Origin of the sequence: Chryseobacterium foetidum (assembly GCF_025457425.1) — a bacterium.
GTDB classification, from domain to species: Bacteria; Bacteroidota; Bacteroidia; order Flavobacteriales; family Weeksellaceae; genus Chryseobacterium; species Chryseobacterium foetidum.
In genome coordinates, this window is sequence record NZ_JAMXIA010000001.1 from 3,554,880 (window position 1) to 3,581,427 (window position 26,548).

The 26,548-nt window shown below is 35.2% G+C and carries 26 protein-coding genes; 20 read left to right on the top strand and 6 right to left on the bottom strand.

From position 1 onward, the window contains the following. Positions 1-21 precede the first annotated feature (21 nt). The 5 genes from NG809_RS16430 to gldG all read left to right on the top strand — a co-directional run bounded on the left by NG809_RS16430 (position 22) and on the right by gldG (position 6,057). Positions 22-1,275, top strand: coding sequence for a hypothetical protein (locus NG809_RS16430; RefSeq protein ID WP_262152354.1), 1,254 nt, complete (start codon positions 22-24; stop codon positions 1,273-1,275). An 806-nt stretch (positions 1,276-2,081) separates the two neighbouring features. Beyond that, positions 2,082-2,633: a hypothetical protein gene (locus tag NG809_RS16435; RefSeq protein WP_262152355.1), complete on the top strand. Its 552-nt coding sequence runs from the start codon at positions 2,082-2,084 to the stop codon at positions 2,631-2,633. A gap of 161 nt (positions 2,634-2,794) precedes the next feature. Beyond that, a complete protein-coding gene (locus tag NG809_RS16440) occupies positions 2,795-3,346 on the top strand; it encodes a CopD family protein (RefSeq protein WP_262152356.1) in 552 nt (183 codons plus the stop codon). A 311-nt stretch (positions 3,347-3,657) separates the two neighbouring features. Then, entirely contained in the window at positions 3,658-4,386 is a 729-nt protein-coding gene (locus tag NG809_RS16445; RefSeq protein WP_262152357.1) for an ABC transporter permease, read from the top strand. A gap of 3 nt (positions 4,387-4,389) precedes the next feature. Next, positions 4,390-6,057, top strand: coding sequence for a gliding motility-associated ABC transporter substrate-binding protein GldG (gene gldG / locus NG809_RS16450; RefSeq protein ID WP_262152358.1), 1,668 nt, complete (start codon positions 4,390-4,392; stop codon positions 6,055-6,057). 422 nt (positions 6,058-6,479) lie between these two features. Here the strand turns inward: gldG and NG809_RS16455 are convergent, their stop codons facing one another. From NG809_RS16455 to NG809_RS16465, 3 genes are all read right to left on the bottom strand, one after another. After that, the gene (locus tag NG809_RS16455; protein ID WP_262152359.1) at positions 6,480-7,130 is read right to left on the bottom strand and encodes a TlpA family protein disulfide reductase; all 651 of its coding nucleotides are present in this window, start codon (positions 7,128-7,130) and stop codon (positions 6,480-6,482) included. A gap of 281 nt (positions 7,131-7,411) precedes the next feature. Further along, the gene (locus NG809_RS16460; protein WP_262152360.1) at positions 7,412-8,455 is read right to left on the bottom strand and encodes a tetratricopeptide repeat protein; all 1,044 of its coding nucleotides are present in this window, start codon (positions 8,453-8,455) and stop codon (positions 7,412-7,414) included. Positions 8,456-8,544: 89 nt separating this feature from the next. After that, complete coding sequence (locus NG809_RS16465; RefSeq protein ID WP_262152361.1) at positions 8,545-8,973, bottom strand: DUF4268 domain-containing protein; 429 nt, start codon at positions 8,971-8,973, stop codon at positions 8,545-8,547. 164 nt (positions 8,974-9,137) lie between these two features. Between NG809_RS16465 and NG809_RS16470 the strand changes: the two genes are divergently transcribed. The 6 genes from NG809_RS16470 (at position 9,138) to NG809_RS16495 (ending at position 14,011) form a co-directional block, all read left to right on the top strand. Then, positions 9,138-9,545, top strand: a complete 408-nt coding sequence (locus NG809_RS16470) for an RrF2 family transcriptional regulator (RefSeq protein WP_056031138.1) — start codon at positions 9,138-9,140, stop codon at positions 9,543-9,545. Between the two features lie 84 nt (positions 9,546-9,629). After that, on the top strand, positions 9,630-10,322 hold the full coding sequence (locus tag NG809_RS16475) for a phosphoadenylyl-sulfate reductase (protein ID WP_262152362.1): 693 nt from the start codon (positions 9,630-9,632) through the stop codon (positions 10,320-10,322). A 25-nt stretch (positions 10,323-10,347) separates the two neighbouring features. Further along, a complete protein-coding gene (cysD, locus tag NG809_RS16480; protein WP_262152363.1) occupies positions 10,348-11,256 on the top strand; it encodes a sulfate adenylyltransferase subunit CysD in 909 nt (302 codons plus the stop codon). Between the two features lie 154 nt (positions 11,257-11,410). Beyond that, positions 11,411-12,655: a sulfate adenylyltransferase subunit 1 gene (locus NG809_RS16485; protein WP_262152364.1), complete on the top strand. Its 1,245-nt coding sequence runs from the start codon at positions 11,411-11,413 to the stop codon at positions 12,653-12,655. 19 nt (positions 12,656-12,674) lie between these two features. After that, entirely contained in the window at positions 12,675-13,559 is an 885-nt protein-coding gene (locus NG809_RS16490) for a sulfite exporter TauE/SafE family protein (protein ID WP_262152365.1), read from the top strand. 161 nt (positions 13,560-13,720) lie between these two features. Beyond that, positions 13,721-14,011 carry a putative quinol monooxygenase gene (locus tag NG809_RS16495; protein WP_262152366.1) on the top strand — a complete coding sequence of 97 codons (291 nt, stop codon included), beginning with the start codon at positions 13,721-13,723 and terminating at the stop codon, positions 14,009-14,011. A gap of 265 nt (positions 14,012-14,276) precedes the next feature. Here the strand turns inward: NG809_RS16495 and NG809_RS16500 are convergent, their stop codons facing one another. Beyond that, the gene (locus NG809_RS16500) at positions 14,277-15,095 is read right to left on the bottom strand and encodes a T9SS type A sorting domain-containing protein (protein WP_262152367.1); all 819 of its coding nucleotides are present in this window, start codon (positions 15,093-15,095) and stop codon (positions 14,277-14,279) included. A 303-nt stretch (positions 15,096-15,398) separates the two neighbouring features. Between NG809_RS16500 and NG809_RS16505 the strand changes: the two genes are divergently transcribed. From NG809_RS16505 to NG809_RS16545, 9 genes are all read left to right on the top strand, one after another. Next, on the top strand, positions 15,399-17,534 hold the full coding sequence (locus tag NG809_RS16505; RefSeq protein WP_262152368.1) for a TonB-dependent receptor plug domain-containing protein: 2,136 nt from the start codon (positions 15,399-15,401) through the stop codon (positions 17,532-17,534). A gap of 10 nt (positions 17,535-17,544) precedes the next feature. Beyond that, complete coding sequence (locus tag NG809_RS16510) at positions 17,545-18,645, top strand: HmuY family protein (protein WP_262152369.1); 1,101 nt, start codon at positions 17,545-17,547, stop codon at positions 18,643-18,645. A 65-nt stretch (positions 18,646-18,710) separates the two neighbouring features. After that, on the top strand, positions 18,711-19,589 hold the full coding sequence (locus NG809_RS16515) for a heme/hemin ABC transporter substrate-binding protein (RefSeq protein WP_262152370.1): 879 nt from the start codon (positions 18,711-18,713) through the stop codon (positions 19,587-19,589). Beyond that, positions 19,573-20,613, top strand: coding sequence for a FecCD family ABC transporter permease (locus tag NG809_RS16520; protein ID WP_262152371.1), 1,041 nt, complete (start codon positions 19,573-19,575; stop codon positions 20,611-20,613). Before NG809_RS16515 ends, NG809_RS16520 begins: the two co-directional genes overlap by 17 nt. Then, the gene (locus NG809_RS16525; protein ID WP_262152372.1) at positions 20,613-21,383 is read left to right on the top strand and encodes a heme ABC transporter ATP-binding protein; all 771 of its coding nucleotides are present in this window, start codon (positions 20,613-20,615) and stop codon (positions 21,381-21,383) included. Before NG809_RS16520 ends, NG809_RS16525 begins: the two co-directional genes overlap by 1 nt. 1 nt (position 21,384) lies before the next feature. Next, complete coding sequence (locus NG809_RS16530; RefSeq protein ID WP_262152373.1) at positions 21,385-22,035, top strand: class I SAM-dependent methyltransferase; 651 nt, start codon at positions 21,385-21,387, stop codon at positions 22,033-22,035. Positions 22,036-22,039: 4 nt separating this feature from the next. Continuing rightward, positions 22,040-23,068 carry a hemin-degrading factor gene (locus NG809_RS16535; protein WP_262152374.1) on the top strand — a complete coding sequence of 343 codons (1,029 nt, stop codon included), beginning with the start codon at positions 22,040-22,042 and terminating at the stop codon, positions 23,066-23,068. 334 nt (positions 23,069-23,402) lie between these two features. Next, positions 23,403-24,275, top strand: a complete 873-nt coding sequence (locus NG809_RS16540; RefSeq protein ID WP_262152375.1) for a ChaN family lipoprotein — start codon at positions 23,403-23,405, stop codon at positions 24,273-24,275. Between the two features lie 316 nt (positions 24,276-24,591). Continuing rightward, positions 24,592-25,218 carry a peptide deformylase gene (locus tag NG809_RS16545; RefSeq protein WP_262152376.1) on the top strand — a complete coding sequence of 209 codons (627 nt, stop codon included), beginning with the start codon at positions 24,592-24,594 and terminating at the stop codon, positions 25,216-25,218. 4 nt (positions 25,219-25,222) lie between these two features. Here the strand turns inward: NG809_RS16545 and NG809_RS16550 are convergent, their stop codons facing one another. Together NG809_RS16550 and NG809_RS16555 are read right to left on the bottom strand one after the other, a co-directional pair. Further along, positions 25,223-26,011 (bottom strand): DUF1444 family protein, encoded by a 789-nt coding sequence (locus NG809_RS16550; RefSeq protein WP_262152377.1) that lies wholly within the window; start codon positions 26,009-26,011, stop codon positions 25,223-25,225. 140 nt (positions 26,012-26,151) lie between these two features. Next, entirely contained in the window at positions 26,152-26,529 is a 378-nt protein-coding gene (locus NG809_RS16555) for a winged helix-turn-helix transcriptional regulator (RefSeq protein WP_262152378.1), read from the bottom strand. Positions 26,530-26,548: the final 19 nt, after the last annotated feature.

Sequence of the window (26,548 nt, forward strand, 5' to 3'; positions counted from 1 at the left end):
AAATCTGAAAACAGCCGTAAAATGGAAGAAAAGCGTGCTGAAAGAGAAGAGGCGGATAAAAAATCAGATGATTTGCTTTTGGCAATAGATGGAGCCAAAATAAAATTCAATGCTCATTTGGGTAAGTTTAAGGTTTTAAGTGATGTCCCTACAACACAGGGAAAACTTACCGGAACAGTTGTCGAAAAACAGATTCCCAACTTTACGTTTTATGATGGTTTCAAAATGATTTCCCTTACAGAATGGCAGGATTTTGGAACCGCATTGGTACAGGACAATTACGTGTTGTTAAAGAAATCAAAGCTTCCGGGAATTGGAAAAATGCCCGGAAATATTCCACCGGAAACGGGAATGATTGAATTCGTTGATTCTGGACAAATCAATGAGCCGGAAAGCCTTATCGCAGAAGGTGCGCCGATTCCGGAAAATAATGAAGATAAAAGATGCTATTGTAACAGAGATTTTACGGAAGAAGAAATAAAAAATATTATAGTAGCATTAAGGAAAGGGGAAATAGTAGGATATAACTCGAAAAAAGTTAAAAAAATAGTTAATGGAAAGGAGGTAGTAGTTACTGAAAAAATACCAATTACTGTTTATGATTCACCTAAGACCAGAGATTCTTTATTTGCCAACCAAAGTGATGTAATTAGATCTGAGCATATTTCAGTTGTCGATTCTTCTTATTCAAAAATTACTCAATCTTTTAATAATATTTTTATTAGATATGGCATAAATACATGTATTAGAAAAATACATTTTATAGCCCAAACATATCATGAGTCTCATCGGTTTAGAGCAACTTTTGAAGGTAGGAGTGAGAGTAACGTACCCAAAAATTATAAAGGTGGTTTTAATTTTCAAGGTAGAGGAATAAAGCAAATAACTCATGACTATAACTATTTAGAATATTACGATTTTGTAAATGGAACTTCACTATTTAAAGATAAGTATGGCCAACATAAATTAGGAGAAGGTGTTTCTGAGTTTGTATTACGGGTAAAAGATAAAGAACTTAACTCTGAATTTATTAATAACAAATTAGCACCATTTGCAAAAAAGCTTTCGTCAGAATTATATCATGTTTTTAATTCTGCTGGATGGTTTTGGAGTTCTAGAAAAATAAATAGTTTAGCAGACACCGACGATGTATTGGGTGTGTCAAGAAAAATTAATGGAGCTTCTGGTGGGATACCCAATGGTATGAAAGAAAGAACAAATTATACTAATAATTTAAAGAAGATATTCAATTATGAAAAATGTGTTAATAAGTAGCATTTTTATAATTTTTTCTTTTTGTATTGCGCAAAAGGAAAAAATACATCACGGTAAATATATTATAACCCTTGAAAATAAAAAATGTTCTGATCAGGTTATTTTAAAGAATAATCTATTCCATAACAAACTTTTATTAATATGGGATGGTAAAGACTGTGATAAAACTATCAGGAGTTATATCAAAAATGTTGATTATAGAAATGATACCATTATAGTGAATATTTGGATGGAAAATATCGATGAACTAAAGGTGAAAATTGTTGAAAAAAACAGAAAACTTTACATTTCTGAGTTGTCAAATAAAACGCATTATTTTGATGAAGATAAACAATGTAGATACAATTTAAATTATTTATTACCAAGAAAAACCAATTTGTCACCCATAATATACCGGTGGTTAAATGAGAATAAATGTAACTGATGGAACATAAATTTGAAGACTGAATTATTTCGCAAAGTTAAAAAACTAAAATATTCAACTTTAACCGATTCACGAAGCAAATATCCTTATGGATTAAAGGAGCGACAAGAATTTACTAAAAATCTAAAATTATTATTTAAATATGATTGTAATCTTCCCCAAAAAGCCAATTATGAAAGAGCAAAAATTGCGTTCGGAATTAAAGAGCATTACGAAAATCTAAAAAAATGAGAACTGAAATAAAAAAAACGCAATTCTAATATTAATATTTATAACAATTGTATTGCAGGCTCAAAACGTTTCTGTTCTGAAAGATTCTGTATGTATAAATTCAAATGATTGCCTGCAACTTCAGGAATAAAACGTTAGGCTATATAAAGCTGTGCAAAATACGTTTCCGGTTTTAGATGGATTATTATTTGAAGACCCTGAAAAAAGATTAAATGCAAAAAAGGATACTCTTAGAAAACTGATTGCTAATGAAGCTTTAAAAGAGTCTCAATTTGGTTTTGAAAGGTATACCATCATTTGTAGCAAAAACAACTTGACTAATATTTCTATTGGAATTCAATCTTACGGCTCCTCTTGGGAAGACGAAAAGTACTATCTGTTTGATACCGAAAATTCTGTAAATATTGGTAGTCGATTATTTATCAATTCTAAAAAGCTTTTAAATTTTTGCTACAAAAAATTAAAGGTTCAAGATGATGTGATATGTAGTTCCACAGACTTATCTCAATATTTTTTTGAAATAGATACAAGTGGAAATGTGTCGGGAATCACATTTGTTTTCAATGTTGATCAAAATTTTTTAGTTCAGGCAATCGTAAATGTAAAATTTCATTTTCCTGGAAAGAGATTAAAAAGTTTATCGTTCCAAAATATAAAATTAGGTTTGCTCAAAAGTAATTTTCATCGTCATCCCTCTTGGTAACACTGATGTAATAAATAAAATTGAAAAAGGCTATGTCGTAATCATCATATAAAAATTCGATAACCTGAAAAATCTTTCAACCAGCATTATTTATCCTAAAGATTTCAGATTAAATTCGCTTTTTTTCTGAAATAACTTATCTTTGCCCATAAAATTTTAAGATGCTGTACACCATCATCAAAGCGTTGCATATTATCTTTATGGTCAGTTATTTTGCGGGGATTTTTTACCTCGTGAGAATTTTTGTCTACTATAAAGATACCGATGCGTTTGATGAGCCTAAAAAAAATATTCTCAGAGAGCAATATACTTTTATGGCGCGAAGACTCTGGAATATCATCACGGTTCCGGCTGGTGTTATCATGACTGTCTGCGGTTTAGTTATGATCTTTTTGAATTTCAACTTGATGAAAACGCCGTGGTTTCATTTGAAATTAACATTCCTTGTCGGATTGGCAGTTTATCATTTCTGGTGCTGGAAAAAAGTTTTAAAACTGAAAGAACTCAACGGGAATACCCTAGAAACGGCCAATATAAAACTGAGACAGGCCAATGAGATTGCTACTTTTATTCTTTTCTTAGTCGTATTTACAGTTATTTTAAAATCGATGGCAATTGAATACTGGTGGCAATTAATCTTCGGATTTTTCGTTCTTGTATTTTTGATTATGATGACGGTGAAGTTGGTGAATAGAAGTAAAAGAGCCAAGTAAAAAGTAAAAAGAGCCAGGTAACAAGTAAAAAGAGCCAGGGGAATTGCTTTTTTAGATTATTATTTACAATTAGAAATGTTTATAATTTTAAATTTAAAAGCATTTTTGGAAACCACGAAGTGGTTTAATGTTAGTAGCCGTGGGTGCAAACCCATGGTGCGGTAATCCGAATCGAACACAACCATGAAATGGTTGAATTTGAAAAAGGGTGAAACACATGGAAATTGGTAATTTCTATCAAAATAAAAAAACTGAATTTGAGCACGAAATTTTAAATCTCAAACCTCAAACCTCAAATATCAAATTAATTTATGTTTGCAATTTTAAAAAAAGAACTTTGGAGTTATTTCGGGAACTGGAGCGCGTGGATTATCATCGCTGCTTTTAGTCTGATAACGACGCTGTTTCTGTTTTTCTTCGAGAATGATTCCAATATTTTCGACATTGGTTCTGCTTCACTGCAGAGCTATTTCGTTTTGGTGCCGTGGCTTTTAATGTTTATTATTCCGGCATTGTCGATGAAGACTTTTGCTGAAGAACAACAAACCGGAACATTAAACTGGCTTTTCTCACAACCGCTGAAAATATCAGATTTAATTACAGGAAAATTTCTTTCGGTTTGGGTTGTCGGGATTTTATGTTTAATTCCTTCACTCATTTACCTTTATACAGTCTATGTTTTAGGCGTGCCTATCGGTAATATCGATATGGGAATGACGATGGGAAGTTATTTGGGTTTAATCATATTGATCGCAGCTTTCGCAGGAGTCGGGATTTTGGCCTCATCCATTTCCCAGAACCAGATTATGGCTTATTTACTGGGCGTTTTTATGTCTTTCATTATGTATTTCGGAATCGAACAGTTGGCTAGCTATAAACTTTTAGGAGGTGCAGATTTTATCCTTCAGAATGTAGGCTTCTACCAGCACTTTTTAGGATTTACAAGAGGTTTGATCGACTTTAAAGATGTTGCTTACTTTATTTTCATTATCGGAATTACGTTGTTTTTGTCTAATTATTTTATCACCAAAAAGAAGTAGAACATGAAGAAGATAGATTTTAAATCGCCTCTTGGAATTTTAATTTTTATAATTCTGCCGTTGGTTATCGTACTTGCTTTTTCAGGCATCAGATTAGACCTTACCAAAGAAAAAAGATACACGCTTTCAGACAGCACCGTTAAAGTTTTGGAATCCATCAAAAAGCCTGTAATGGTTGAGGTTTACCTTGAAGGAGATTTTCCGGCAAGTTTCAAACAGCTTCAGAATGAAACCAAATTTATGCTGGAAGAGTTCAGAAAGATCAATTCAAATATAGATTTCAGGTTTACAGATCCGATTAAAAACAGAATTCCTGAAGACACCCTGATGGCGATGGGAATGCAAAAATCTATTCTTCCGGACGAAAAAGAAGGGAAGATTACGCAGATTGAAGTGTATCCTTATGCCGTTGTAAAGTATCAGGGAAGAGGAATTTCAATTCCGTTAATTGTTCAGCAAAACAATATCAATGCGCAGGATCAGCTCAGAAAATCAATTGAAAATCTTGAATATAATCTGGCTTCCAACATCAAAGCTGTTGCTACGGATGAGAGAAAGAAAATTGGTGTTTTGGTTAATCAGGACGAGCTGAGTCCGTCTGAATTTGAAAGTTTCATGCAGATTGCCAATGAAAATTATCAGGCAGGACCGGTGATTCCGAAAAACACAAAAGAACTTTCACTGGAAGATCTGCCGATGCTGAAACAGATGAATGCTTTAGTGATTGCAAAACCACGAAAAGCCTTTACCGATGGTGAAAAACTGATCCTCGATCAATACATTATGAACGGCGGAAAAACGTTATGGATGATTGATGCCGTCAATGCGGAAATGGATACGCTGACGAGATCTAAAAAACTAATGCCTTTCCCAGTCGATATCAATATGACCGACTTCTTCTTCAATTACGGACTGAGAATCAATCCGGCTTTGGTAAAGGATGTTAAAAAGTATGCATTGCTGAAAATTGTTACGGGAGAAATTAACGGAAACCCACAGTTCAGCAGTCTTCCGTGGCCTTATTTTCCTTTGGGAATTGCAGAAAACAATCATCCGATTACAAAAAATATCAATCCGGTAAAATTTGAATTTCCGACATCGATTGATACTTTGGGTGGAAAAAAGTTTAAAACAAAGGTTCTATTTGAATCCAGCGAGAGAACTTTACTGAAACAGGTTCCAAACTATGTTGAATTGAAGGAAATCGCGAGTGTCGACAGCCTCGGGCAGATGGAAAGACCAAGCACACCGAAGATCTTTGCAGTGGCTCTGGAAGGAAAATTCAATTCTGCATACGCTTCAAGAATTGAAAGAAAAGGCTATCCCAACTTTAAATCTGAAAGTCCGGAAAACAAGATGATCGTGATTGCAGACGGAGATTTAGCAAGAAACAAAATTGTAAAAGGTCAGCCTTTACCTCTCGGAATTGACAGATTAACAGATGAGCAGTTTGGAAACGAGCAGTTCCTGAGAAATGCCCTCGACTATCTTTTAGACGACAGCAATTTAATAGAATTACGAAACCGTAACATCGAAGAACGCCTTCTCGACAGATACCGAATCACCGAAGAAAAAGCAAAATGGCAGTGGCTGAATTTGCTGCTTCCATTAGCCATCATCGGTCTTTTGGGAGGATTATTCTTCTGGCTGAGAAAGAAGAAATTTGGATAAATGATATTGAAAAAGAGAAACTTGCGGGTTTCTCTTTTTTGTTTAGGATGCTAACATTGAATCTTCACCAGTCATATTACGCCTCCAAAAATCATTTTTTCGTGCTTTGTAAAATTTATCCTGATTGTAAATTATAAGCTCATTAAGTTGATCTTTGCTAAGGCTGTTTTGTTGTTCCAAAATCATGTTTTTGGTTTCCAGATAATACTTGTTTTGTAAAAGTTGAATGTTAACATTTTTCACATTCCCTGTTTCAACTCGGTAGGTTTCTACAAATTCTTTTTGCTCCTTGATTTTCTTTGATTGTGCCGTGGCAAGTCCTATACCAAGGATAGAAAGCAGAACAATCGTGATTTTTTCATTTCGTATTGATCATTTATCAGATTAAATATAACAATCAAATCTGTTGTGTGTGATTTTTTTTAATTTTCAATCAAACCTTCAAAAATCATTTCAATATCCTTCACGTCATAAGTTATCTCCCCGTAAACAAATTTTACAATTCCGTTTTTATCTAAAATAAGATTTGTGGGAAACGCCGAGATTTTCAATTCATCAATTTGTTTTTTCGAATTTGGGATATGTTGAAAATTAAAAGGTTGATTCTTCATAAATTCCTCAATTGTTTTATCATCATTGAAAGTGATCGTAATAAAATTTGCTTTATCTTCGAATTTTGCTTTTAACTCATTTAGTAAAGGGATTTCTTCAATGCACGGCGGACATTTTGTAAACCAAAAATTAATAAAAGTAGGTTTTCCGGAAAGAAAATTTTTGTCGAAATTTTTCTGGTTTTTATTTAAAAATTTCTCAATCTGAAATCTTGTTCCAATGTACTTCTTTGTTTCTCCATAAGGATCAAAACCGTCGGGAGTGGTAGATATAGTGGTCAATCTGATATATTGAATCACTGAATCTTTCTTCTTTTCTGTTTTCAGAAGGAGTTCTTCCAATTTTCCACTTTTTGAAGTAGTTGCTTTCCGCTTTAAGTAACTGGTTTTGTCAACAGGTTTATCGCCATTTATTTTATAATACATGGTTTGAGCATAAGTACTTAAACTGATTGACAGCATTGCGGTGAATGATAGTTTTGTAATTTATTTCATCAATATTCTTTAAAATCTAGTAATTACAATCAAATATAAAACAAATACATTTTAAAATCACTCTCTCAAGAAAAATTATATCGAAGTTCCGACAGTCTCAAACAGACTGATTTTCGCTTCTTTAGAATTCCCAACGATATCATATGAAAAAATTGAGAAATACTATGAAATGCAAAATCATTTCATAAGATTTGAAGGTTTTGTCTTGGATGTACGATTTAGAATATCAGCTTAAATTTAGGTCAAGACTACTTCCATTGATAGTTCTCAGACCAGGCATAAAATCTCTCAATTTCTTTACTGTTTTCCTGATGATATTTCAAAACATCATCACTCTGCGTCGGATAAGAAATAATGTAAGCAAACGCTTCTACCAATTTCTTCTCTTTCATTTCAATAAAATAAGGTGCGAGAAATTCTCTGTAGAAACCTTTTTTTCCTTTTTGAGATTCTTGCAGTACAGATGTGATTGTGTCTATTTTATACTGTAATTTTTGACAGTCGGTTTTGTCTATATTTTTTTCATCATAATCAAGCGCTACAGCAAGAGGTAAGATAAGTTCAACAACCGAAAAATCGTCGGGAGTTTTTTTATTTTTTTCAGACTTTTCTAATGTTTTAGCATCTATTGATACAGAAACGCTTTTGTCACTTTTTTGATCAACACCTTTTTTAATTTGATTTTGCAAAAATTCTAATTGTCCGGCAGCACGCTGAGATTTATTGTCAACGCTTAAATATCGTAGGGAGCATAACATAGATATTGCTCTGTTATTTTCATTTAGTACGGCTAATGCATTCAGAGTTCCGGGATGATCAGGATTAAGCTGAAGCGATCTTTGGAAAGATTCTAATGATTTATCAATCTGTTTGTTATTCACTAAAGTGATACCTTTATTAAAATGGAGTTGGTAAAAATCCGGATATTTTTTTAATCCTTCATCATATATTTTCAAAGCTTCCAAAGGTCTTTTAGAATGATCCAGACTGTTTCCATAGTTCAGATAAACGATTTTGTTATCTTCATTTTTAAAATTAGCGATGATGAACTGACAGATTTTTATAGCTTCATCGTAGTTTTTTGTAGCTTCAAGAGTCATGGATTTTTCCGTAAGGGCAAGTAAGTTATTCTTGTCCAGAATCAACGCTTCATCATACTTTTTTAACGCTTCATCATATTTTTCCTCGTCATGCAGTTTGATCCCTTCTGTCACTTTTTCTTCCGCACCGATTTTATTTTGTGAAAATCCGAAAAACGGAAGTAAAATTAAGAGCAGTTTAATTTTTCGCATAATATTATTTTAGTAATTAGTTTTGTTTTTCTAAAGATAATTATTTGCAATGAAAAATCTCAAAGATTATTCAAAAGACATTGATATTTTTAAACATCCTTTATAAAATCCTCATATTCATAATAAAACCTTTCAAAACCATCCATTTTTTCAACAAAGAATTCAAAAGCTTCTCGCCATGTATTTTTGTTAAAAACAGAAACTCCTTCTTTTTCTACCCAGATTCTGCTGATGACTTTTCCGTTTTCCAGAGTGTAGAATTCTTCTTTTTGAAAATCACCGATAAAATCTTTCAGAATGTCTTCCAGCGACCAGATTTTGTTGTAATAAGCATCGCGAAAAACTTCATCCTTCATCTCGATATCCAGAGAAACCTCGGCTTTTTTCTTGTCGGCGAAAAATTTAAACGAAAAATCCTTGATTTTGGTATTGTACAAAATCCATTTTCTCGGAAAAGATTTCCCGAATGCCGTCCAAAATTCTTTCTTTAATTGCTGTGCTTCTTCTTTACTGAACATGAGACAAAGATAATATTTTTGCTGGAAGAGGGAAGAGGGAAGCTGGGAGTGAAAATAATTGTAAATAAAATTAATAGGATTAATCTAAGCTCCCTTATGCTTCGTGCTTCCATCTTCAACCTTCCATCTCCTAACATCCAACTTTTTTTCCTATTTTTGCTGTAATGCTGTCAAAAAAATCTCAATATGCTTTTAAGGCACTTTCATATCTCGTGGAAAAGAGAAATGAAGGCCCAATTCTTATTTCAGAAATTGCAGATCACAAGAAAATTCCATTGAAATTTCTTGAAAATATTCTCCTCGAACTGAAAAAAGCAGACATCCTCGACAGTAAAAAAGGAAAAGGCGGCGGCTATCTTTTCAAAGAAAATCCTCAGAATGTAAGTCTTGCAAAAATTATAAGGCTTGTCAATGGTCCAATTGCGATGCTTCCCTGTGTAAGTCTGAATTTTTATGAAAAATGTGCCGACTGCAACGAAGATCACTGCAGTTTACACGATGTTTTGATTGAAGTAAGAGACGCTTCACTGAAAATTTTGGAAGAAAAAACATTATTAGATTTGAAAGATTAATATGGCTTTTATTTAATTTTAAAAGTCTACTTATTTGGTAGGATAATATTTTTGTTGGATATTTGCTGGTATCAAACAGAAAAAATGTTTTCAAAAGAAGATATAAACACCTTACAGCAGCTCACTTTAGAAGACGGATTAGAATTTATTTCGTCTAAAATTTCAGAAGGAATTGTTTTCTCAACTTCACTTGGTCAGGAAGATCAGGTCATTACCGACGCTGTTTTTAGGAATGATTTGCCGATTAAAGTTTTCACGTTAGATACGGGAAGGCTTTTTTATGAGCACTACGATTTACTTTCAAAAAATAATTCACGTTATAAGAAAACTACAGAAGTTTATTTTCCTGAATCAGCAGATGTAGAAAAATATGTTGTTGAAAAAGGAATCAACGCTTTTTATCATTCCATAGAAAACAGAAAAGAATGTTGTTTTATCCGAAAAGTAAAACCACTCAACCGTGCTCTCGAAAACGCTAAAGTCTGGATTACCGGACTTCGTGCCGAACAATCTGAAAACCGTGAAAATATGCCGATTCTGGAGTGGGATGAGGAGAGAAATTTATACAAATACAACCCTTTAATCAACTGGACTTATCAGGATGTTTTAGATTATTTAAAACAAAATAATGTTCAGGAATTGTCTTTACATAAAAAAGGCTTTATCAGCGTTGGCTGTCAGCCTTGCACCAGAGCCATCGAAGAAGGCGAAAACCCAAGAGCAGGACGATGGTGGTGGGAAACTTCACAAAAAGAATGCGGTCTGCATTCAAATTAATTCAAATTTAATCTTTCAAATAATAATGAGCGACTATAAACTAAATTATCTCGAACAACTGGAAGCCGAAAGCATCTACATAATGCGTGAAATTGCGGCTCAGTTTGAAAAACCTGCTTTGCTTTTCAGTGGCGGAAAAGATTCGATTACACTGGTTCATCTGGCGAAAAAAGCTTTTGCTCCGATGAAAATTCCTTTTCCTCTCGTACATATTGATACCGGACACAATTTTCCGGAAGCATTGCAGTTCAGAGATTATTTTGCTGAAAGTCTGGGAGCTGAACTGATTGTAAGAAAAGTTGAAGACACGATTAAAGCTAAAAATTTAACCGAACCAAAAGGAAAATTTGCATCAAGAAACTGGTTGCAGACGCATACTTTATTAGATACGATTGAAGAATTTCAGTTCGATGCGTGTATTGGCGGAGCAAGGAGAGATGAGGAAAAAGCAAGAGCAAAAGAAAGATTTTTTTCTGTTCGTGATGAGTTCGGGCAATGGGATCCAAAGTTACAGCGCCCGGAATTGTGGAATATCTACAACGGAAGAATCAACAAAGGCGAAAACGTAAGAGTTTTCCCAATTTCAAACTGGACTGAACTGGATGTCTGGAATTATATTAAAAAAGAAAATATTCAGTTGCCATCCATTTACTTTGCTCATGATCGTGATGTAATTGAATATGACGGACAATTAATTGCGGTTTCAGATTTTATTCAGATTGATGAAAATGATCAGATTAAAAACAAAAAAGTCCGTTACAGAACTGTTGGAGATATGACCTGTACTGCCGCCGTTGAAAGTTCAGCAGAAACTTTGGATGATGTATTAGGTGAAATTACCGCGTCCAGAATCTCCGAACGTGGCGAAACCCGAATCGACGACAAAGCAACAGAGGCCGCGATGGAAGACAGGAAAAAAGGAGGATATTTTTAAGCTGGAAGCTGGGTGAGGGAAGCTGGAAGTTTATAAAGCGAAGTTTTAAAATTAATGTTAAAATCAAATTTGTTTTCACTCTTAACCTTAACCTTAGCCTCAACCTTAACCTAATTACTCATTACCCATTACTAATTACTCATAAAACAAACACGTGGACATACTAAAATTTATCACCGCAGGAAGTGTAGACGACGGCAAAAGTACGTTGATTGGCAGACTGCTCTACGACAGCAAAAATATACTGATTGACCAGCTTGAAGCATTGGAAAAGCAGTCCAAAAATAAAAATGAAAACGGAATTGATCTCGCCATTCTCACCGACGGTCTGAGAGCCGAAAGAGAGCAGGGAATCACGATTGATGTCGCTTACCGGTATTTTTCGACGCCGAAAAGGAAATTCATTATTGCTGATGCGCCTGGACATATTCAGTACACCCGAAATATGATTACAGGAGCTTCAAATTCACAACTGATTGTGATTCTGATTGATGCAAGGCAAGGCGTGATTGAGCAGACAAGAAGACATTCGATTATCGCTTCGTTATTAAAAATGAAAAATGTTGTGGTTGCCATCAATAAAATGGATTTGGTAGATTATTCTGAAGAAATTTATAATGACATCAAAGCACAATACGATTTAGTTGCCAAGAAACTGAAGCTTGAAAACGTCAGTTATTTTCCGATTTCAGCTTTTCATGGAGATAATATTGTTTCAAAATCTGAAAAAACAGATTGGTACAGAGGCGAACCTCTTTTGAACTTTCTTGAAAATGTTGAAATTCATGAAAATCAGGCTAATGAAAATCCCAGATTTCAGGTGCAGTATGTGATTCGTCCGCAAACGGATGAATTGCATGATTACAGAGGTTATGCAGGAGAAGTGATTTCGGGAATTTATAGGAAAGGTGATGAGATTACAGTTCTTCCACAAAATATTCAGACTAAAATTTCAAAAATTGAAACCGGAGGAAAAGAAACCGATTTTGTTTTTACCAATCAACCTGCGGTGATTCATATTGAAGACGATATTGATATAAGTCGTGGTGATTTTTTAGTGAAAACCAATCAGCAGCCGAAAGTTGAAAATGAGGTTGAAGCCATTGTCTGCTGGCTCGATAAAAAAGAACTGAACGAAGGTAACAAATATTTCATTCAGCATAAAAGCAAAACGCTAAAAGCCATCATCAAAGAAATCGACTATAAAATTGATGTCAATACTTTAGAACAGACACCAATCACTGAAAGTATTAAGCTGAATGAAGTTGTGAAAGTAAGATTAAAAACTGCATCACCCCCCTTGGTTTTTGACAGTTTTAAAGACAGTAAAGCAACCGGAAATGCGATTCTGATTGATGAAACGAGCAATTCGACCGTTGGCGCGATGATGATTTTGTAATTTTATTTTAACACATTATATGGTGATTACTCCGAAAATCCAGTTTAGAATTAATTTGCTTTTGGTGACAATTGCAGTTTTAATTGTTGCGTTTTTTACACTTTACAGTTTAGGATATTTGGATGAACTTCAAATTGTTTTGGCGAAAGACAATTATATATTTTACTGGATGCTTTTGGTAGGAGTTTTTGCTGAAGTTGTTGCGGGCTCAATGGGAATGGGCTACGGCGTGATTTGTACAACGACACTGATGTTCTTGGGAATTCCACCTCATATTGTGAGTGCAAGCATTCATTCTGCGGAAAGTTTTACAACTGCCGCGGGAAGTATCAGTCATATTAAACTTAAAAATGTAAGTAAAAGTTTAGTGAAAAAACTGGCCATTCCTGCCATCATTGGGGCTGTTCTTGGTGCTTTAAGTCTGACATATTTAGGTGAGTATTATTCAAAAATTACCAAAACAGTTATTGCTTTTTACACTTTGTATTTAGGTTTCAAAATTTTCTCAAATGCTTTTAAGCCTAAGCAAAATAAATCTTTAAAAAAGAAAACCAACTTAACTAGACTGGGCGTCATCGGTGGTTTCATCGATTCTTTTGCAGGTGGAGGATGGGGACCTTTGGTGACGGGTACTTTAATTAAAAATTCTTTCACCCCAAGATTTGCTGTGGGAAGTTCAACGGTTGCTAAATTTATTTTAACAATTACCGCAGCTGTAACGTTTTTTTTTACTTTAGGAATTCAGCATTGGAATATTATTTTAGGACTTTTAATTGGAGGAATTATCACAGCGCCATTTTCCGCAATGCTCACCTCAAAACTTCCTGTGAAAAATATGTTTATTATTATCGGAACTTTGGTTATTGTGATGAGCTCGATTACTATTTTTAAATCGGTTTTTTAGTTTCGGGATAAGTGATACGGGATGCGTGTTTCGGGATTTTGTATGGAATTTTATTTTAAAAGTGATTTGAGATAAGAGAGGTGTTTTTTGTGAAAAATTTAGCAAAATTGAATTCAAATAAAAATCAAAATTAATCTACTTTAACAGCCTAAAAATAACACATGAATTTACATATTGTTGCGCTGTTCAGATTCAAAGAGAATCATCTGATGGAAGCTGTAGAATTATTTCAAAACCTTGTAAAAGAAACCAGAAAAGAGGAGGGATGTCTTCAGTATGACCTGATCGAAGATAACGAAAACAAAGGAACTTTTTTCCTCGTCGAGTTGTGGGAAACGGTTCAGCACCACAATCATCACAACGGGACAGATCATCTTCTGGAATTTAGAAAGCATGCTTCTAAAATATCTGAAGAATCCGCACAGGTTTATAAAGGGTTTAAGATTTATTAAAGAGCCAGATTGCAAGGGCCAGGGCAAAAGTAAAAAGAGCCAGGTTGAAAGAGCCAAAGCAAAATTGAAAAAGAGCCAGGGCAAAAGTAAAAAGAATCAGGTAAAAAGGAAAAAAATCAAAGAAAAGATAGGAGAAAATTGTTTTGATAAATTAATTTTGCTAATCATCAATCATCAATCATCAATCATCCAACACCCCGCTCAAAAACAAAAGGCAGTTTCAGAAATTCTGAGACTGCCTTTTTATTAGAAAAAATAGAAAGTATTATTTTTTGATAAACTTCGATTTCTGAGTTTTACCGTCCTTAGTTTCGATAAGGATGTAATAAACTCCTGTTTGAAGTGTGCTGATGCTGAATCTGTTGTAATCTACAGTTCCTGCAGCAACTTTAAGTCCGCCGGCAGAATAGATTTCTACAGATTTTGGAGATTCTTTTCCTACAAACTGTAAAGCTGTGTTTTCTGCATTTACAGCAAATTTAATATCGTTGTTTGATTTTGTAAGATCTGAAGTTGCCAAGACAGCTGCACTGTTATATTTCACATTATCTATGGCTAAAGCCGCGTGAGAAGAACCTGGGAAAGTAGGAGCCGGATTGCGGAATCTGAAAACGATGTATTGATTTGAAGACTGAGGAATTGTAAACGGAGCTACAGTTACAGGAGCAGTTCCGGAAAAAGTAAATGACTGAATCATTTGATAAGAAGCCGGTACGGCAGTATTAGCGGCAAGGTTAGAAGGATTGTCTACCAGACCTACCTCCAATGTCATACCACCTGTAGGAGTTGCAGTAAAAGTAAACTGTTTAGTTCCATCCGGTGCAACAATTTGAGGTGTTATTGCAAAGATATCTGCCGTCAAAGATCCTCCCGCATACATTTGAAGATATTTATTTCCTGTAGCCTGATCAACATAGACGTTTCTGTCTACATTTTTTTTAGCAACCCATCCGCTCACCATATTGTCATAGTTCGCTGGTGTAGAAACCACCGCTGATTCAAAATCTTCATTAAGAGTTGCCAACTGTGCATTTGCTGAAATTGCTGTGAACATTAAAGCTCCAAAAAGTAATTTTACTTTCATAACATTGTTATTATTTAGAATTATTCTACAAAAGTAAATATTTATTTTTAAACATTCTAAATAAAAAGATGATATTTGTCTTGTTTTTATGTTAAATCTACGTTTATGACTCATAAAGAATCAATAGTAGTCTGCTTTGTAAGTACTATGAATAAAGGGTTTTATTTGATTTTTAATCACTGATTATTGACATGGGAATTTTATTACAATCCGCCAACCGGGAAAATGTCATACCATAAAATCTGCTATTTATTTTTATCTGTTCTAAATAAACCATTATATTTGTCAAAATTTTTTTTCCACATGAAGAAGAGAGTACTGTCGATTTTGGCATTATCAGCGATTACGAGCATCTATGCTCAAGAGAAAGATTCTGCAAATCAAAAAAATATAAGTGAGGTAGTAATTACCGGACAATATATGCAGCAGTCGATCAATAAATCAATTTACAAGGTTGAAGTAATTGATGCTGAGATGATTAAAAATATGGCGGTTACCACAGCTGCGGAAGTTCTGAACCAAAACCTGAACATTCAGATTGTTCCAGATGCAGGCGACGGAAGTTCACAGGCCAATATCATGGGATTGGGAGGTGCTTACACCAAAATTCTGATCGATAATATCCCGGTGGTTACAGACAGGGGCAGTGGAAATCAAATGGATTTAAGCAAAATCAACGTCAACAATATCGAGCGTATCGAGGTGGTGAAAGGTGCAATGGGCGTTGAGTACGGAAATAACGCTGTAACGGGCGTTATCAATATTATTACAAAGAAAAACTACAGTAAAAAAGTTAATGTAAACCTTTCACTTCAGGAAGAAACTGTTGGGAAAGATTACGACTGGTTTAAGAAAGGAAACGGAAGACATATTCAGTCTTTAAACTTAGGATATAAAATCAATGCCAACTGGACGGTAACTGCCGATATCAATCACAACGATTTTCAGGGTTATAAAGGAAGATTTAACGGATATAAATATTTCAGCCCTGCAAACGACGGAAACCGTGGCTACGAATGGCTTCCCAAAGATCTTTTAACTACAAATGGAGCGGTAAGATATTCTAAAAACAATACTACATTATTTTATAAGGTCAACTATTTAAGAGAAAATATCAACTTCCGAAATCAGATTGTAAATGAATTTTCTCTGGGCGGAGGTAATAAAACCTACACTTCAGACGACACAGATTATTTCACCAAAAGATGGATTCACCAGTTGAATGTTCAGACAAAACTGGGTAGAATCAATTATATGGGAGATTTTTCTTATCAGACTCAGGAAAGAGAAAGCCAGAATTATAAATACGATGTTCCTAACCGTACAGAGATAACAAGAGACAGTAAAAGCATGTATTATGACTCTAAGGTGCTGTATTCCCGTGGGTTATTCAGTAATTTCTTAGACAGTGAAAAATTCAATTTTCAGTTGGGATACGAGCTCGACAGAACGAGTGGTTATGCAACGGGTTCTACAGTAGCCTACAATCCTCAGGAAATAAATAATGTTAACAGATCTGTATTCAGCTACGCTAATTTTATTTCTGCTGAATGGAAAGTTTCAGACGATTTCTCTTTAAGACCGGGATTCCGTTTGGCGTTGAGCGACAGATTCGATTCTCAGCAAAACTATTCATTAACTGCCAGATACAGCACTTCAGAAAAGTCTGATCTCCGCGCTGTTTTTGGATCTTCTAACAGATTTCCTACCTACGAAGAATTATACACCTATGTAGTTGATGCCAATCACGACATCAGAGGAAATGAAAATTTAAAACCCGAAACAGGATATTCTGTAGGGTTATTTTGGGACTATAAAACTAAAAATTCTAATGCCTGGAATTTCGATGTAAGCCTTTCCGGGATGTATCTGGATGTACAGGACAGAATTGAAAATGTAGTTATCAGCAACAGCCCACTGCGTTTTACTTTTCTGAATATCAACAAATACAGTTCAATGATTTTCGGGGGCGGATTTACTGCAAAACGCAATAATTTCTCTCTGAATGCAGGCGTTTCTTTTATGGGGATTTCTCAGGAGTTAACAGCAGGAAATATCACCTCACCAGACGATTACAATTTTTATGCAGAAGCCAATTTAGCTGCTAATTATACGCTTCCTAAAACAAATACTCTGTTTGCTCTTTATTATAAATATACAGGATCAAGAAAACAGTTTGTTCAGGAATCAAATATCGATCTTTCGGCACCGCCAAAATTTATACTCGGTGAAGTTGGAAGTTTCAGTATGTTAAACTTTACGGTTTCCCAGCCATTCTTTAACAATCATTTTGAAATTGCAGCCGGTATCAAAAATATATTTGATGTCAGCAGTCTGAGAAACTCAATTATACAGAGTGATGCGCACAGTGCAGCAGCAGGAAACCAGAACCTTTTCTATGGCAGAAGCTACTTTGCCAGATTAAATTATAACTTTTAAAATATCGAAAATGAAAAAAATACTTTTTGGATTATTAATGGGAACTCTCACAGTTTCTCAGTCTTGCATCAATGACAACGAAGATATTGTTGCTGTAGCACCAATTGACGGAGATTTAGTGAATGTAAGCGTAGGCGGTGCCACCCAACCCAATCAGGTTTGGTTTGATTTAAGTGAAAATAAATTTGTCTCTACCAAAAGAACAGATTGGGATCTTGCATTTTATTCCGGCAGCCAGTTCAAAGTAGTTTTAAATTCATCCATCATGATGGCAGCAGCTAAAATTCCTAATGCAACCAATATTGATGCTGTAACTCCTGCAAGTGTTCTGTCTCTGCAGACTCAGGTTCAGGTAGCCAATTTTAATCCTGCTAACGAAGTATATATTGATGATGTAAAAGGTGATTTTCCTTCAGGTTATACTGCCATCGGAGAAGTGAAATCTATGGATGCAGACAACGGAATCTATCTCCTTAATTTAGGGAAAGATGTTTATAATGGTCCCGTAGCATTGGGCGCCGTTACATATAGCGGTGATGCCAGAGGTTGGATGAAAATTCAGGTAACCAGATCAGGAGAAGGATATAAGATTAAATATGCTGAGCTTGGTGCAACAAATCACAAAGAGCTTACAGTGGCAAAAAATACTGCTTACAATTACAGTTTTGTAAGTCTTAAAAATAATAAAGAGGTCCTTATTCAGCCTGAAAAAAAGAAGTGGGATCTGTGCTTTTCAGTATTTACCAATATGATACCGGGAGCCGGCAGCTATGCCTACGCAGATTTTGTTAATAACAATAATGTAGGAAATGTTGGTGCTTACGAAGTTACGGTAGCAGCTCCGGCAACAGGTGTAGATGCTTACAACAGCTTTAAAGCTTCAGATATTGATCAGTCTAAATTTATCTTTAACGATCACAGAATTATTGGTTCAAACTGGAGAGGCACCGCTACGGGTCCTGAAATTTTTGGAGACCGTTTTTACGTGATTAAAGATTCAGACGGATATTATTTTAAACTCAGATTTACAAGACTTACAAAAGAAAAAGCAGATGCACAGGGTCTTGCCGGCGAAAGAGGTTTCCCTTCATTTGAATACAAACCTTTGTAATATATAAAAACGATTTAGGAAGCGGAGGCGTTAACATAATTGAACAATAATAAATTAAAATAAAAATGAAAAAATTCATAGTAGCAGCATCCATGCTCATTGCAGTCTATTCTTGCAAAAAAGAAGATACAAAATCAACTGAAAACAATACCGAAGCAAAAGCAGAAGCGCCAAAAACCAACCATAAAATTGTAACCCTAAACGGTGGAATTACAGAAATTGTTGCCGCTTTAGGGCATGAAAAAGAAATCGTTGCAACTGATGTTACCAGCACTTATCCGGAAGGTTTAAAAACTTCTGCTGAAAATTTAGGTCACGTGAGATCAATTACAATTGAGCCAATCATGGCTGTTTCTCCAACTTTGATCTTAGCATCAGACAAAGACATCAACCCTGATTTAATGGGGAAAATAAAGTCTTCAGGAATCAAAACTGAAACTTTCAAGCAGGAATATTCTGTGGAAGGAACCAAAAAATTAATCGCTGACGTGGCAAAAGCCATCGGAAATAATGATTATCAGAAATTAAATGATAAAATCGATTCAGATTTAGCTCAGGTTCAGACGCTGACTAAAAAACCAAAAGTTCTTTTCATCTACGCAAGAGGAAATATGATGATGGTTTCAGGTAGAAATACACCGATGGCAGCACTGATCGGTATTGCAGGCGGTGAAAACGCCGTGAATGATTTTGAAGATTTCAAACCATTGACTCCGGAAGCTGTAGTAAAAGCAAATCCTGACATATTGTTCCTATTCTCAAGCGGACTGGAAAGCTCTGGTGGAATTGAGGGTGTTTTGAAAGCTCCGGGAGTTGCGCAAACCAATGCCGGAAAAAACAAAAAAGTAATTGCTATGGATGGAGGCCTGATTTCAGGTTTCGGACCAAGACTGGGAGAGGCTGCAGTTTCATTAAACAAACTTCTGATTGAAAACGCAAAGTAAACTATATTTTTACATCACACTAAGTACCATACTGCTTGCCTTGATAGCAGTATGGTCTCTCGGCACAGGAGTTTATGATTTCGGAGGGAAATCTGCTTTTGAAGTTTTGGGAAAAGTCATCACCGGAGATTCCACCGTGTCACTGAGCGATAAATATGTAGTCTGGGACGTTCGGGCAGCGAGAATTGTTATGGCAATTCTTATCGGAAGTATGCTTTCGGTTTCAGGAACAAGTCTGCAGGGATTATTCAGAAATCCACTGGCAACAGGAGATTTAATCGGACTTACGGCGGGAGCAACTTTAATGGCAGCCATCACAATTGTTTTAGGAGGATATTTCAAAGACTATCTTCCTGAAGCAGTACAGTTTTCGCTCGTCGGAATTTCGGCTTTCATCGGTTCACTGCTCGCCATGCTTTTGGTGTACAGGATTTCCACCACCGGAGGCAAAACCAATGTAGTGATGATGCTCCTCAGTGGTGTCGCTATTTCTGCCATCGGATTTTCCATTGTTGGTTTTCTTATTTATATTTCAAAAGACGATCAGCTAAGAGATTTAACATTCTGGAACATGGGAAGCCTCGCCGGCGCCACATGGACTAAAAATGCAATTCTGACTACAGTACTTTTATTTTCATTCAGCATCCTTCTTCCGAAAGGAAAGGCGCTCAACGCAATGATGCTGGGCGAAAGAGATGCACAGCATTTGGGAATCAATGTTGAAAGATTAAAAAAGCAGATTGTTATCATCGTTTCATTAATGGTGGGAACATGTGTTGCTTTTTCAGGAACCATAGGGTTTGTTGGCTTGATTGTACCTTATATCCTGAGACTTATATTTAAATCAAATTACGGATTTATAATGCCTTTGTCATCTGTTTTCGGAAGTATTTTGTTGCTCACGGCAGACACTCTTAGCAGAAGTATCGTGGAACCATCTGAATTGCCGATCGGAATTCTTACTGCAATGATGGGTGCACCTATTTTCATCGCCATTTTAATGAAATTTAAAAAGTCAATCTAATGATTAAGGCACAGCAGATCAGTTATAAACACAAAGAATTTCATATTCTCAATAATGTGGATGTGTCTTTGGGCTTTGGCGAATTTTTAGCCATCGTCGGACCCAACGGAGCCGGAAAATCAAGCCTTCTGAGTGTTTTGGCAAATGAAGTGAAGAGTGCACAACAGATTTTATTTAAAGATAAAAACATCACCGACTGGAAAATTACAGAACTTTCTAAACATAAAGCTAAATTTTCCCAGCACAATTCAAACGACATTCCTCTGGAAGTGAAAGATGTAGTGATGATGGGGCGTTATCCCTATTTTGATGCCCAGCCGAAAGAGGAAGATCTTCAGGCAACAGACCAAATGATGCATCAGACCGACGTTTATCATTTAAAAGACAGAGAATACAACACTTTGTCCGGCGGCGAAAAACAGCGTGTTCATTTGTCGAGAGTTTTGGCTCAGTTGCAAAATGAAATCACCCAAAAGCTTCTTTTTCTGGATGAACCTTTGAATAATCTGGATGTAAAACACCAATACAAGGCTCTGGAAATCATTAAAAATTTCACTCAGAATGAAAATTCGGCAGTAGTAGTTCTTCACGATTTAAATTTAGCGGCTCAATACGCAGACAAGATTTTACTGATGAAATCCGGAGAAGTAGCAGCTTACGGAACACCGGAAGAAGTGTTCACAGCAGAAAATATCAGTGAAGCGTACAATTTTCCCTGTACGATTTGCGACCATCCAATCACCAGCAACCCAATGATTATTTTTGGATAATATGGAAGAAAAAGATTTAAAAATATTAGCACAGAATCTCGCCAATCCTGAGGGCGAAACCGGTTTGAAAGTTGCCGAAATGATGAATGCCACCAACATCGGAATGACGGTTGAAAGTATACAAACGCTTTTGATTGAAGATGGCGAAAGCATTCTCGAAATCGGACACGGCAATGCTGCCCATGTCAAAAGCATTTTAAATTTAGCCAAAGATTTAAAATATACAGGAATCGATATTTCCCAAACCATGCACAATGAAGCCCAAAGATTAAATACTGAATTTAAAAATCAGGCAGAATTTGTTTTGTATGAAGGAACGAAATTACCTTTCGAAGATCAGACTTTCGATAAAATATTTACAGTAAATACGGTTTATTTCTGGGAAAATCCTGTAGAATATCTAAATGAAATTTATAGAATTTTAAAAGACAGCGGAACCTTCGTTCTTACTTTCGGGCAGCGTGATTTTATGGAAACTCTGCCTTTCACACAGTATGATTTTAAACTCTACAACTCCGATGAAATGGAAGAAACGGTTTCTAAAAGTCATTTCAAAAGAATGAAAATTTCAGAAAAAGAAGAGCAGGTAAAAAGTAAAGCAGGCGGAGAAACCGTCACAAGATTATACACAGTTTTAACAATCAAAAAATAAATAAATGAGCACTTTAGTTAACGAATTAAAAGAAAAATGGGAAGCTCTGAAAGCTGAAAACCCACATTTAAGAATAAGAAATGCAGCAGATCAGTTAGGCGTAAGCGAAGTTGAATTGTTGGCAACCAACGTTGGAGAAGGCGTTACCGTCCTAAAACCTGAATTTGCAAACATCTTAACCGAAGTTGAGCAGTTAGGAAAAGTAATGGCTTTAACGAGAAACGACGAATGCGTTCACGAAAGAAAAGGCGTTTACAAAAACGGAGATTTCAGCAGCCCGCACGCGCAGCTTTTCGTGAATGAAGATATCGACTTGAGAATTTTCCAGAATCACTGGAGATCTGCTTTCGGAGTAGTGGAAGGCGACAGAAAAAGTCTTCAGTTTTTCGGAAAAGACGGTTTGGCTCTGCACAAAATCTATTTAACGAAAGACAGCAATGCTCAAGCTTTCGATACAATCGTTGAGAAATTTAAAGCTGAAGATCAAAGTGCAGCTTTGGAATTTGAAACTGTTGCTCCAAAAGCAGAAGAAAAAGCTGATTCTGAAATTGATGTGGAAGGTTTCCAAAAGTCATGGACAGAATTAAAAGATACCCACGATTTCTTTATGATGACCAGAAAATTTGGTGTTTCAAGAACTCAGGCTTTGAGACTTGCTCCTGAAGGTTATGCCAGGAAAATCGACAATTCAAAAGTGGTAAATGTATTGGAAGAAGCTTCTGAAAAGAGCTTACCCATCATGATTTTCGTTGGGAACAGAGGAATTATACAGATCCACACCGGTGAAGTGAAGAAAACAATGTGGCACCAGCAATGGTTCAACGTAATGGATCCTGATTTCAATTTACACCTTGATGTAACTAAAATCGCTGAAGCCTGGATTGTAAAAAAACCAACAGAAGATGGTGAAGTTACCGCAATCGAAGTATTCAATAAAGAAGGAGACTTCATCGTACAGTTCTTCGGAAAAAGAAAACCGGGAATCCCTGAACTGCAGGAGTGGAAAGACCTTGTAGCAGGCTTAGAAAACTAAAAAGTTAGATTAATTGATAGGGTCGTCTTGTTTTTGCAGGGCGGCCTTTTTTATCTTAAACAAAATTCTTTTAACACATAGTCACATTAGTATTTAGTTTTAAATATTGAGGATATTTCAGATCACATCAGTTTAAAAATCAAAGATTTTTACGAGCAAATAATATGAAAAAAGTTCAATCATTCATTTTTGAAAATCTTTGATTTTATCTAATGTGATCTAAAATATTCTCAATCATTATCTAAAATCTAATGTGACTCATGTGTTTAAAATTTTTATGTTTAGCTCAATTGTATGATATTTGTAAAAAGCTTCTGCTGTTAAAAAATTAACAATGAAAAACATTTTCTCAATACTGCTGTTGGTTGTTTTTTGTTCGGTATCCGCGCAAAACTTCAAACCCTACCAATTCTACGACAAAAAAGGAAAAGAAATAAAAACCGAAAAGCTGATTAAAGAATTAGCTGAATACGACGTCGTTTTCTTTGGCGAAAACCACAACAATTCCATCAACCACTGGCTTCAGCTCAAAATTACCGAAGCCTTATTTGAAAAGAAAAACGGACAGCTGATTTTAGGCGCGGAAATGTTTGAAAGAGACAATCAAATTCAGTTAGATCAATATTTAAACGGAAAATTTGATGCTAAAACATTGAAAGACTCCGCAAGATTGTGGAATAATTATGCCACAGATTACAAACCTTTGGTAGATTTTGCGAAAGACAAAAAACTGAAATTCATCGCCACCAATGTTCCAAGAAAATACGCTTCCCAAACCTCAAAGGAAGGTCTCGAATCGCTAAACAGATTATCAGCAAAAGAGAAAACCTATATCGCTCAGCTTCCGATAAAAGTTACTTTGGAAACTCCCGGTTATCCAGAAATGAAAAAAATGATGGGCGATCATGCCGACGAAATGAAAGTGATGAATTTCGTCTCAGCCCAAGCCATCAAAGACGCAACCATGGCTGAATCAATTTTAAAAAATTTCCAGTCCGGAAAAACATTCATCCACTACAACGGCAATTACCACAGCAAAGAATATGGCGGCATTTACTGGTACATCAAACAGAAAAACCCAAACCTAAAAATGGCCGTAATCTCAGTCTTCGAATCAGAAGACCCTGAATTAAAAGTTCCTGCGAAAGATTATATCCCAACAGATTTCAATCTGGTTATTCCGGAAGATATGACGAAAACTTATTAGAAAGAGCCAGGTAATAAGTAAAAGGAGCCAAGTAAGAATGTCGCACAAAGTTTGTCATTCCGCAGGAATCTCGGCGTTGTACAATATGAAGAGCCAAAGCCAAAATTAAAAGAGCCAAGCGGGAATGTCGCACAGATTCCACAGATTCCACAGATTTAATCTGCTAAATCTGCCTGATCTGCGTGAGTTAAAAAATACACACAACGTTTGTCATTCCGAAGGAATCTAGGTATGGATATGAAGTTTAGATCCTTTCAGGATGACAAACTTTGTATTTAAAAAAACAGGCTCTATATTTGCTCAACATTCTTCAAAAATGAAAAAAATCTCCTTATTCTTTGTACTTTTCATCGGGTTAATCAACGCCCAGAAATTCACTCCCGATGAACTGAAAATCATCAATCAAGGCGACATTACGACCGCTTTACCTATTTACCAAACAACAGAAGATCATCAACATCAAACATTACTCAATATTTCCGCCGACATCGATCCGCTTGATAAAAATACAGCGGTTTTGGTCAGCAGAATGAAAGCGTCGCTTCAATCCACCGACGGTGGAGTAGGCATTGCCGCACCGCAAGTGGGTATCAACAGAAAAGTAATCTGGGTACAGCGTTTTGACAAAGAAGGCGAACCGTTGGAATACTTCCTAAATCCTATCATCACATGGAAATCTGAACTTCAGAATCTCGGTCCCGAGGGCGATCTTTCCATCTCCGATTTTTACGGTCAGTTTTACCGAAGCAAAGTCATCCAGCTGGAATATGTTGATTTAAAAGGTCAGAAATATACCGAAATAGTTGAAGGTTTCACAGCCGTCATCTTCCAGCACGAAATCGATCATCTTTTCGGAATTTTAATTTCAGATAAAAATGAGAAAGAAAAGAATGATGCTTATTTGAAAGTGGATGCGTTTAAAAGGAGTGATTTTAAAAAATAATTGCTTAGTTTAAAACCTGAAAATGTGAATCTTTTAAAATGAAAAGCTTATCAGATACAACATGATCTCCTTCTTTATTAATTTCGATAATTCTGTTTTTGAGCTTTTCAATATTTTCTAATTCATTACTCCCTGTTATAAAAACCAAATCTCTGGAGGGAATTGCAAGAATAATTTCTCCATTAACCGGAAAATTATCTTCGTTCCAAATGTCGAATAAAATTAAACTCGATTCATAGTTTCCTCCCGCAAGAAGCATAAAAATACCGCTATCTCCGCTTCGTTCAATTTCAAGTAAAGATTCTAAGTTATTTACTGCTAAATCTTGTAAATCTTTTACATTTAAATTTAACACTTCCAAATCATTAGTAGTTAAATAAGAAATACTATCCTCTTTATCTTCTGCGTAGAAAATGTATAAGTCTGTATTATATTTTTCAAAAACGTGATTTTTTAAAAAGTCTTCATAAAGATTAGAGCACTCATCAAAAAATCTTTTATCTTTTATGATAGGAATTATATGATTTGCATCAATTGGTGTTTTTTGATAATATAAGTTCGAAGAAGATGTTGTGTATCTGTCAATTATTTCATCAAGATCTGAAGGTTCATAATTATATTCAGCGAATGCATTATTTAAAAAATGAGTATATATTTCTCCTTCAAGATCTATTATTTTAATTTCAAGTTCTTTGATTTCAAGACAATCAATATTTTTAACTTTTGAGGTTAAATTTTCATAAAATAAATTGGTAAAATCGATTTCCGAAAGCAAATTTTTAGATTGACTCATTTTTTAAAATAAAGAAATTTAATATGAACTCAAAGATAAATTAATTCTTGTCACTATTTAATTTTCAAGTAGAAATTAATACAATAATCAAAAAAAACACGAATCAAAAAATTCGTGTTATTACCTAATTTATATTTAAATTATTCTGTAGAACTGGTTTTCTCCCCATACAAACTCGTCCTGTAATTAATTCCCCAATTCGCCACTTCATCAATAATCGGAGCCAAAGTTTTACCAAACTCAGTGATTTCGTATTCTACCGTGACAGGTTTTGTGTCCAGAACTTCTCTTGTAATCAAATGATTCATCTCCAGATCCTGAAGTTCTTTTGAAAGCATTTTTGCGCCAATTCCGTCCACTTCACGGAGCAGATCCATAAATCTCATCTTATTACTCTGCAAAAGCGTCCCCACAATATGGAATTTCCATTTGCCTGAAAGCAGTTCTACAGTATCTTTTATTGCATTCATGCGATGCTTGCAGATAGCGTTATTGTTGACGGTTGATGTTTTTTTCATATTGTTTTTATTTAGAGTT

Bases quoted from the DNA above. Each gene is read 5' to 3' on its own strand.
- NG809_RS16430 (WP_262152354.1), top strand. From the start codon at position 22: ATGGAAGAAAAGCGTGCTGAAAGAGAAGAGGCGGATAAAAAATCAGAT.
- NG809_RS16440 (WP_262152356.1), top strand. From the start codon at position 2,795: ATGCTGTACACCATCATCAAAGCGTTGCATATTATCTTTATGGTCAGT.
- NG809_RS16445 (WP_262152357.1), top strand. From the start codon at position 3,658: ATGTTTGCAATTTTAAAAAAAGAACTTTGGAGTTATTTCGGGAACTGG.
- gldG (WP_262152358.1), top strand. From the start codon at position 4,390: ATGAAGAAGATAGATTTTAAATCGCCTCTTGGAATTTTAATTTTTATA.
- NG809_RS16455 (WP_262152359.1), bottom strand. From the start codon at position 7,130: ATGCTGTCAATCAGTTTAAGTACTTATGCTCAAACCATGTATTATAAA.
- NG809_RS16460 (WP_262152360.1), bottom strand. From the start codon at position 8,455: ATGCGAAAAATTAAACTGCTCTTAATTTTACTTCCGTTTTTCGGATTT.
- NG809_RS16465 (WP_262152361.1), bottom strand. From the start codon at position 8,973: ATGTTCAGTAAAGAAGAAGCACAGCAATTAAAGAAAGAATTTTGGACG.
- NG809_RS16470 (WP_056031138.1), top strand. From the start codon at position 9,138: ATGCTGTCAAAAAAATCTCAATATGCTTTTAAGGCACTTTCATATCTC.
- NG809_RS16475 (WP_262152362.1), top strand. From the start codon at position 9,630: ATGTTTTCAAAAGAAGATATAAACACCTTACAGCAGCTCACTTTAGAA.
- cysD (WP_262152363.1), top strand. From the start codon at position 10,348: ATGAGCGACTATAAACTAAATTATCTCGAACAACTGGAAGCCGAAAGC.
- NG809_RS16490 (WP_262152365.1), top strand. From the start codon at position 12,675: ATGGTGATTACTCCGAAAATCCAGTTTAGAATTAATTTGCTTTTGGTG.
- NG809_RS16495 (WP_262152366.1), top strand. From the start codon at position 13,721: ATGAATTTACATATTGTTGCGCTGTTCAGATTCAAAGAGAATCATCTG.
- NG809_RS16500 (WP_262152367.1), bottom strand. From the start codon at position 15,095: ATGAAAGTAAAATTACTTTTTGGAGCTTTAATGTTCACAGCAATTTCA.
- NG809_RS16505 (WP_262152368.1), top strand. From the start codon at position 15,399: ATGAAGAAGAGAGTACTGTCGATTTTGGCATTATCAGCGATTACGAGC.
- NG809_RS16510 (WP_262152369.1), top strand. From the start codon at position 17,545: ATGAAAAAAATACTTTTTGGATTATTAATGGGAACTCTCACAGTTTCT.
- NG809_RS16515 (WP_262152370.1), top strand. From the start codon at position 18,711: ATGAAAAAATTCATAGTAGCAGCATCCATGCTCATTGCAGTCTATTCT.
- NG809_RS16525 (WP_262152372.1), top strand. From the start codon at position 20,613: ATGATTAAGGCACAGCAGATCAGTTATAAACACAAAGAATTTCATATT.
- NG809_RS16530 (WP_262152373.1), top strand. From the start codon at position 21,385: ATGGAAGAAAAAGATTTAAAAATATTAGCACAGAATCTCGCCAATCCT.
- NG809_RS16535 (WP_262152374.1), top strand. From the start codon at position 22,040: ATGAGCACTTTAGTTAACGAATTAAAAGAAAAATGGGAAGCTCTGAAA.
- NG809_RS16540 (WP_262152375.1), top strand. From the start codon at position 23,403: ATGAAAAACATTTTCTCAATACTGCTGTTGGTTGTTTTTTGTTCGGTA.
- NG809_RS16545 (WP_262152376.1), top strand. From the start codon at position 24,592: ATGAAAAAAATCTCCTTATTCTTTGTACTTTTCATCGGGTTAATCAAC.
- NG809_RS16550 (WP_262152377.1), bottom strand. From the start codon at position 26,011: ATGAGTCAATCTAAAAATTTGCTTTCGGAAATCGATTTTACCAATTTA.
- NG809_RS16555 (WP_262152378.1), bottom strand. From the start codon at position 26,529: ATGAAAAAAACATCAACCGTCAACAATAACGCTATCTGCAAGCATCGC.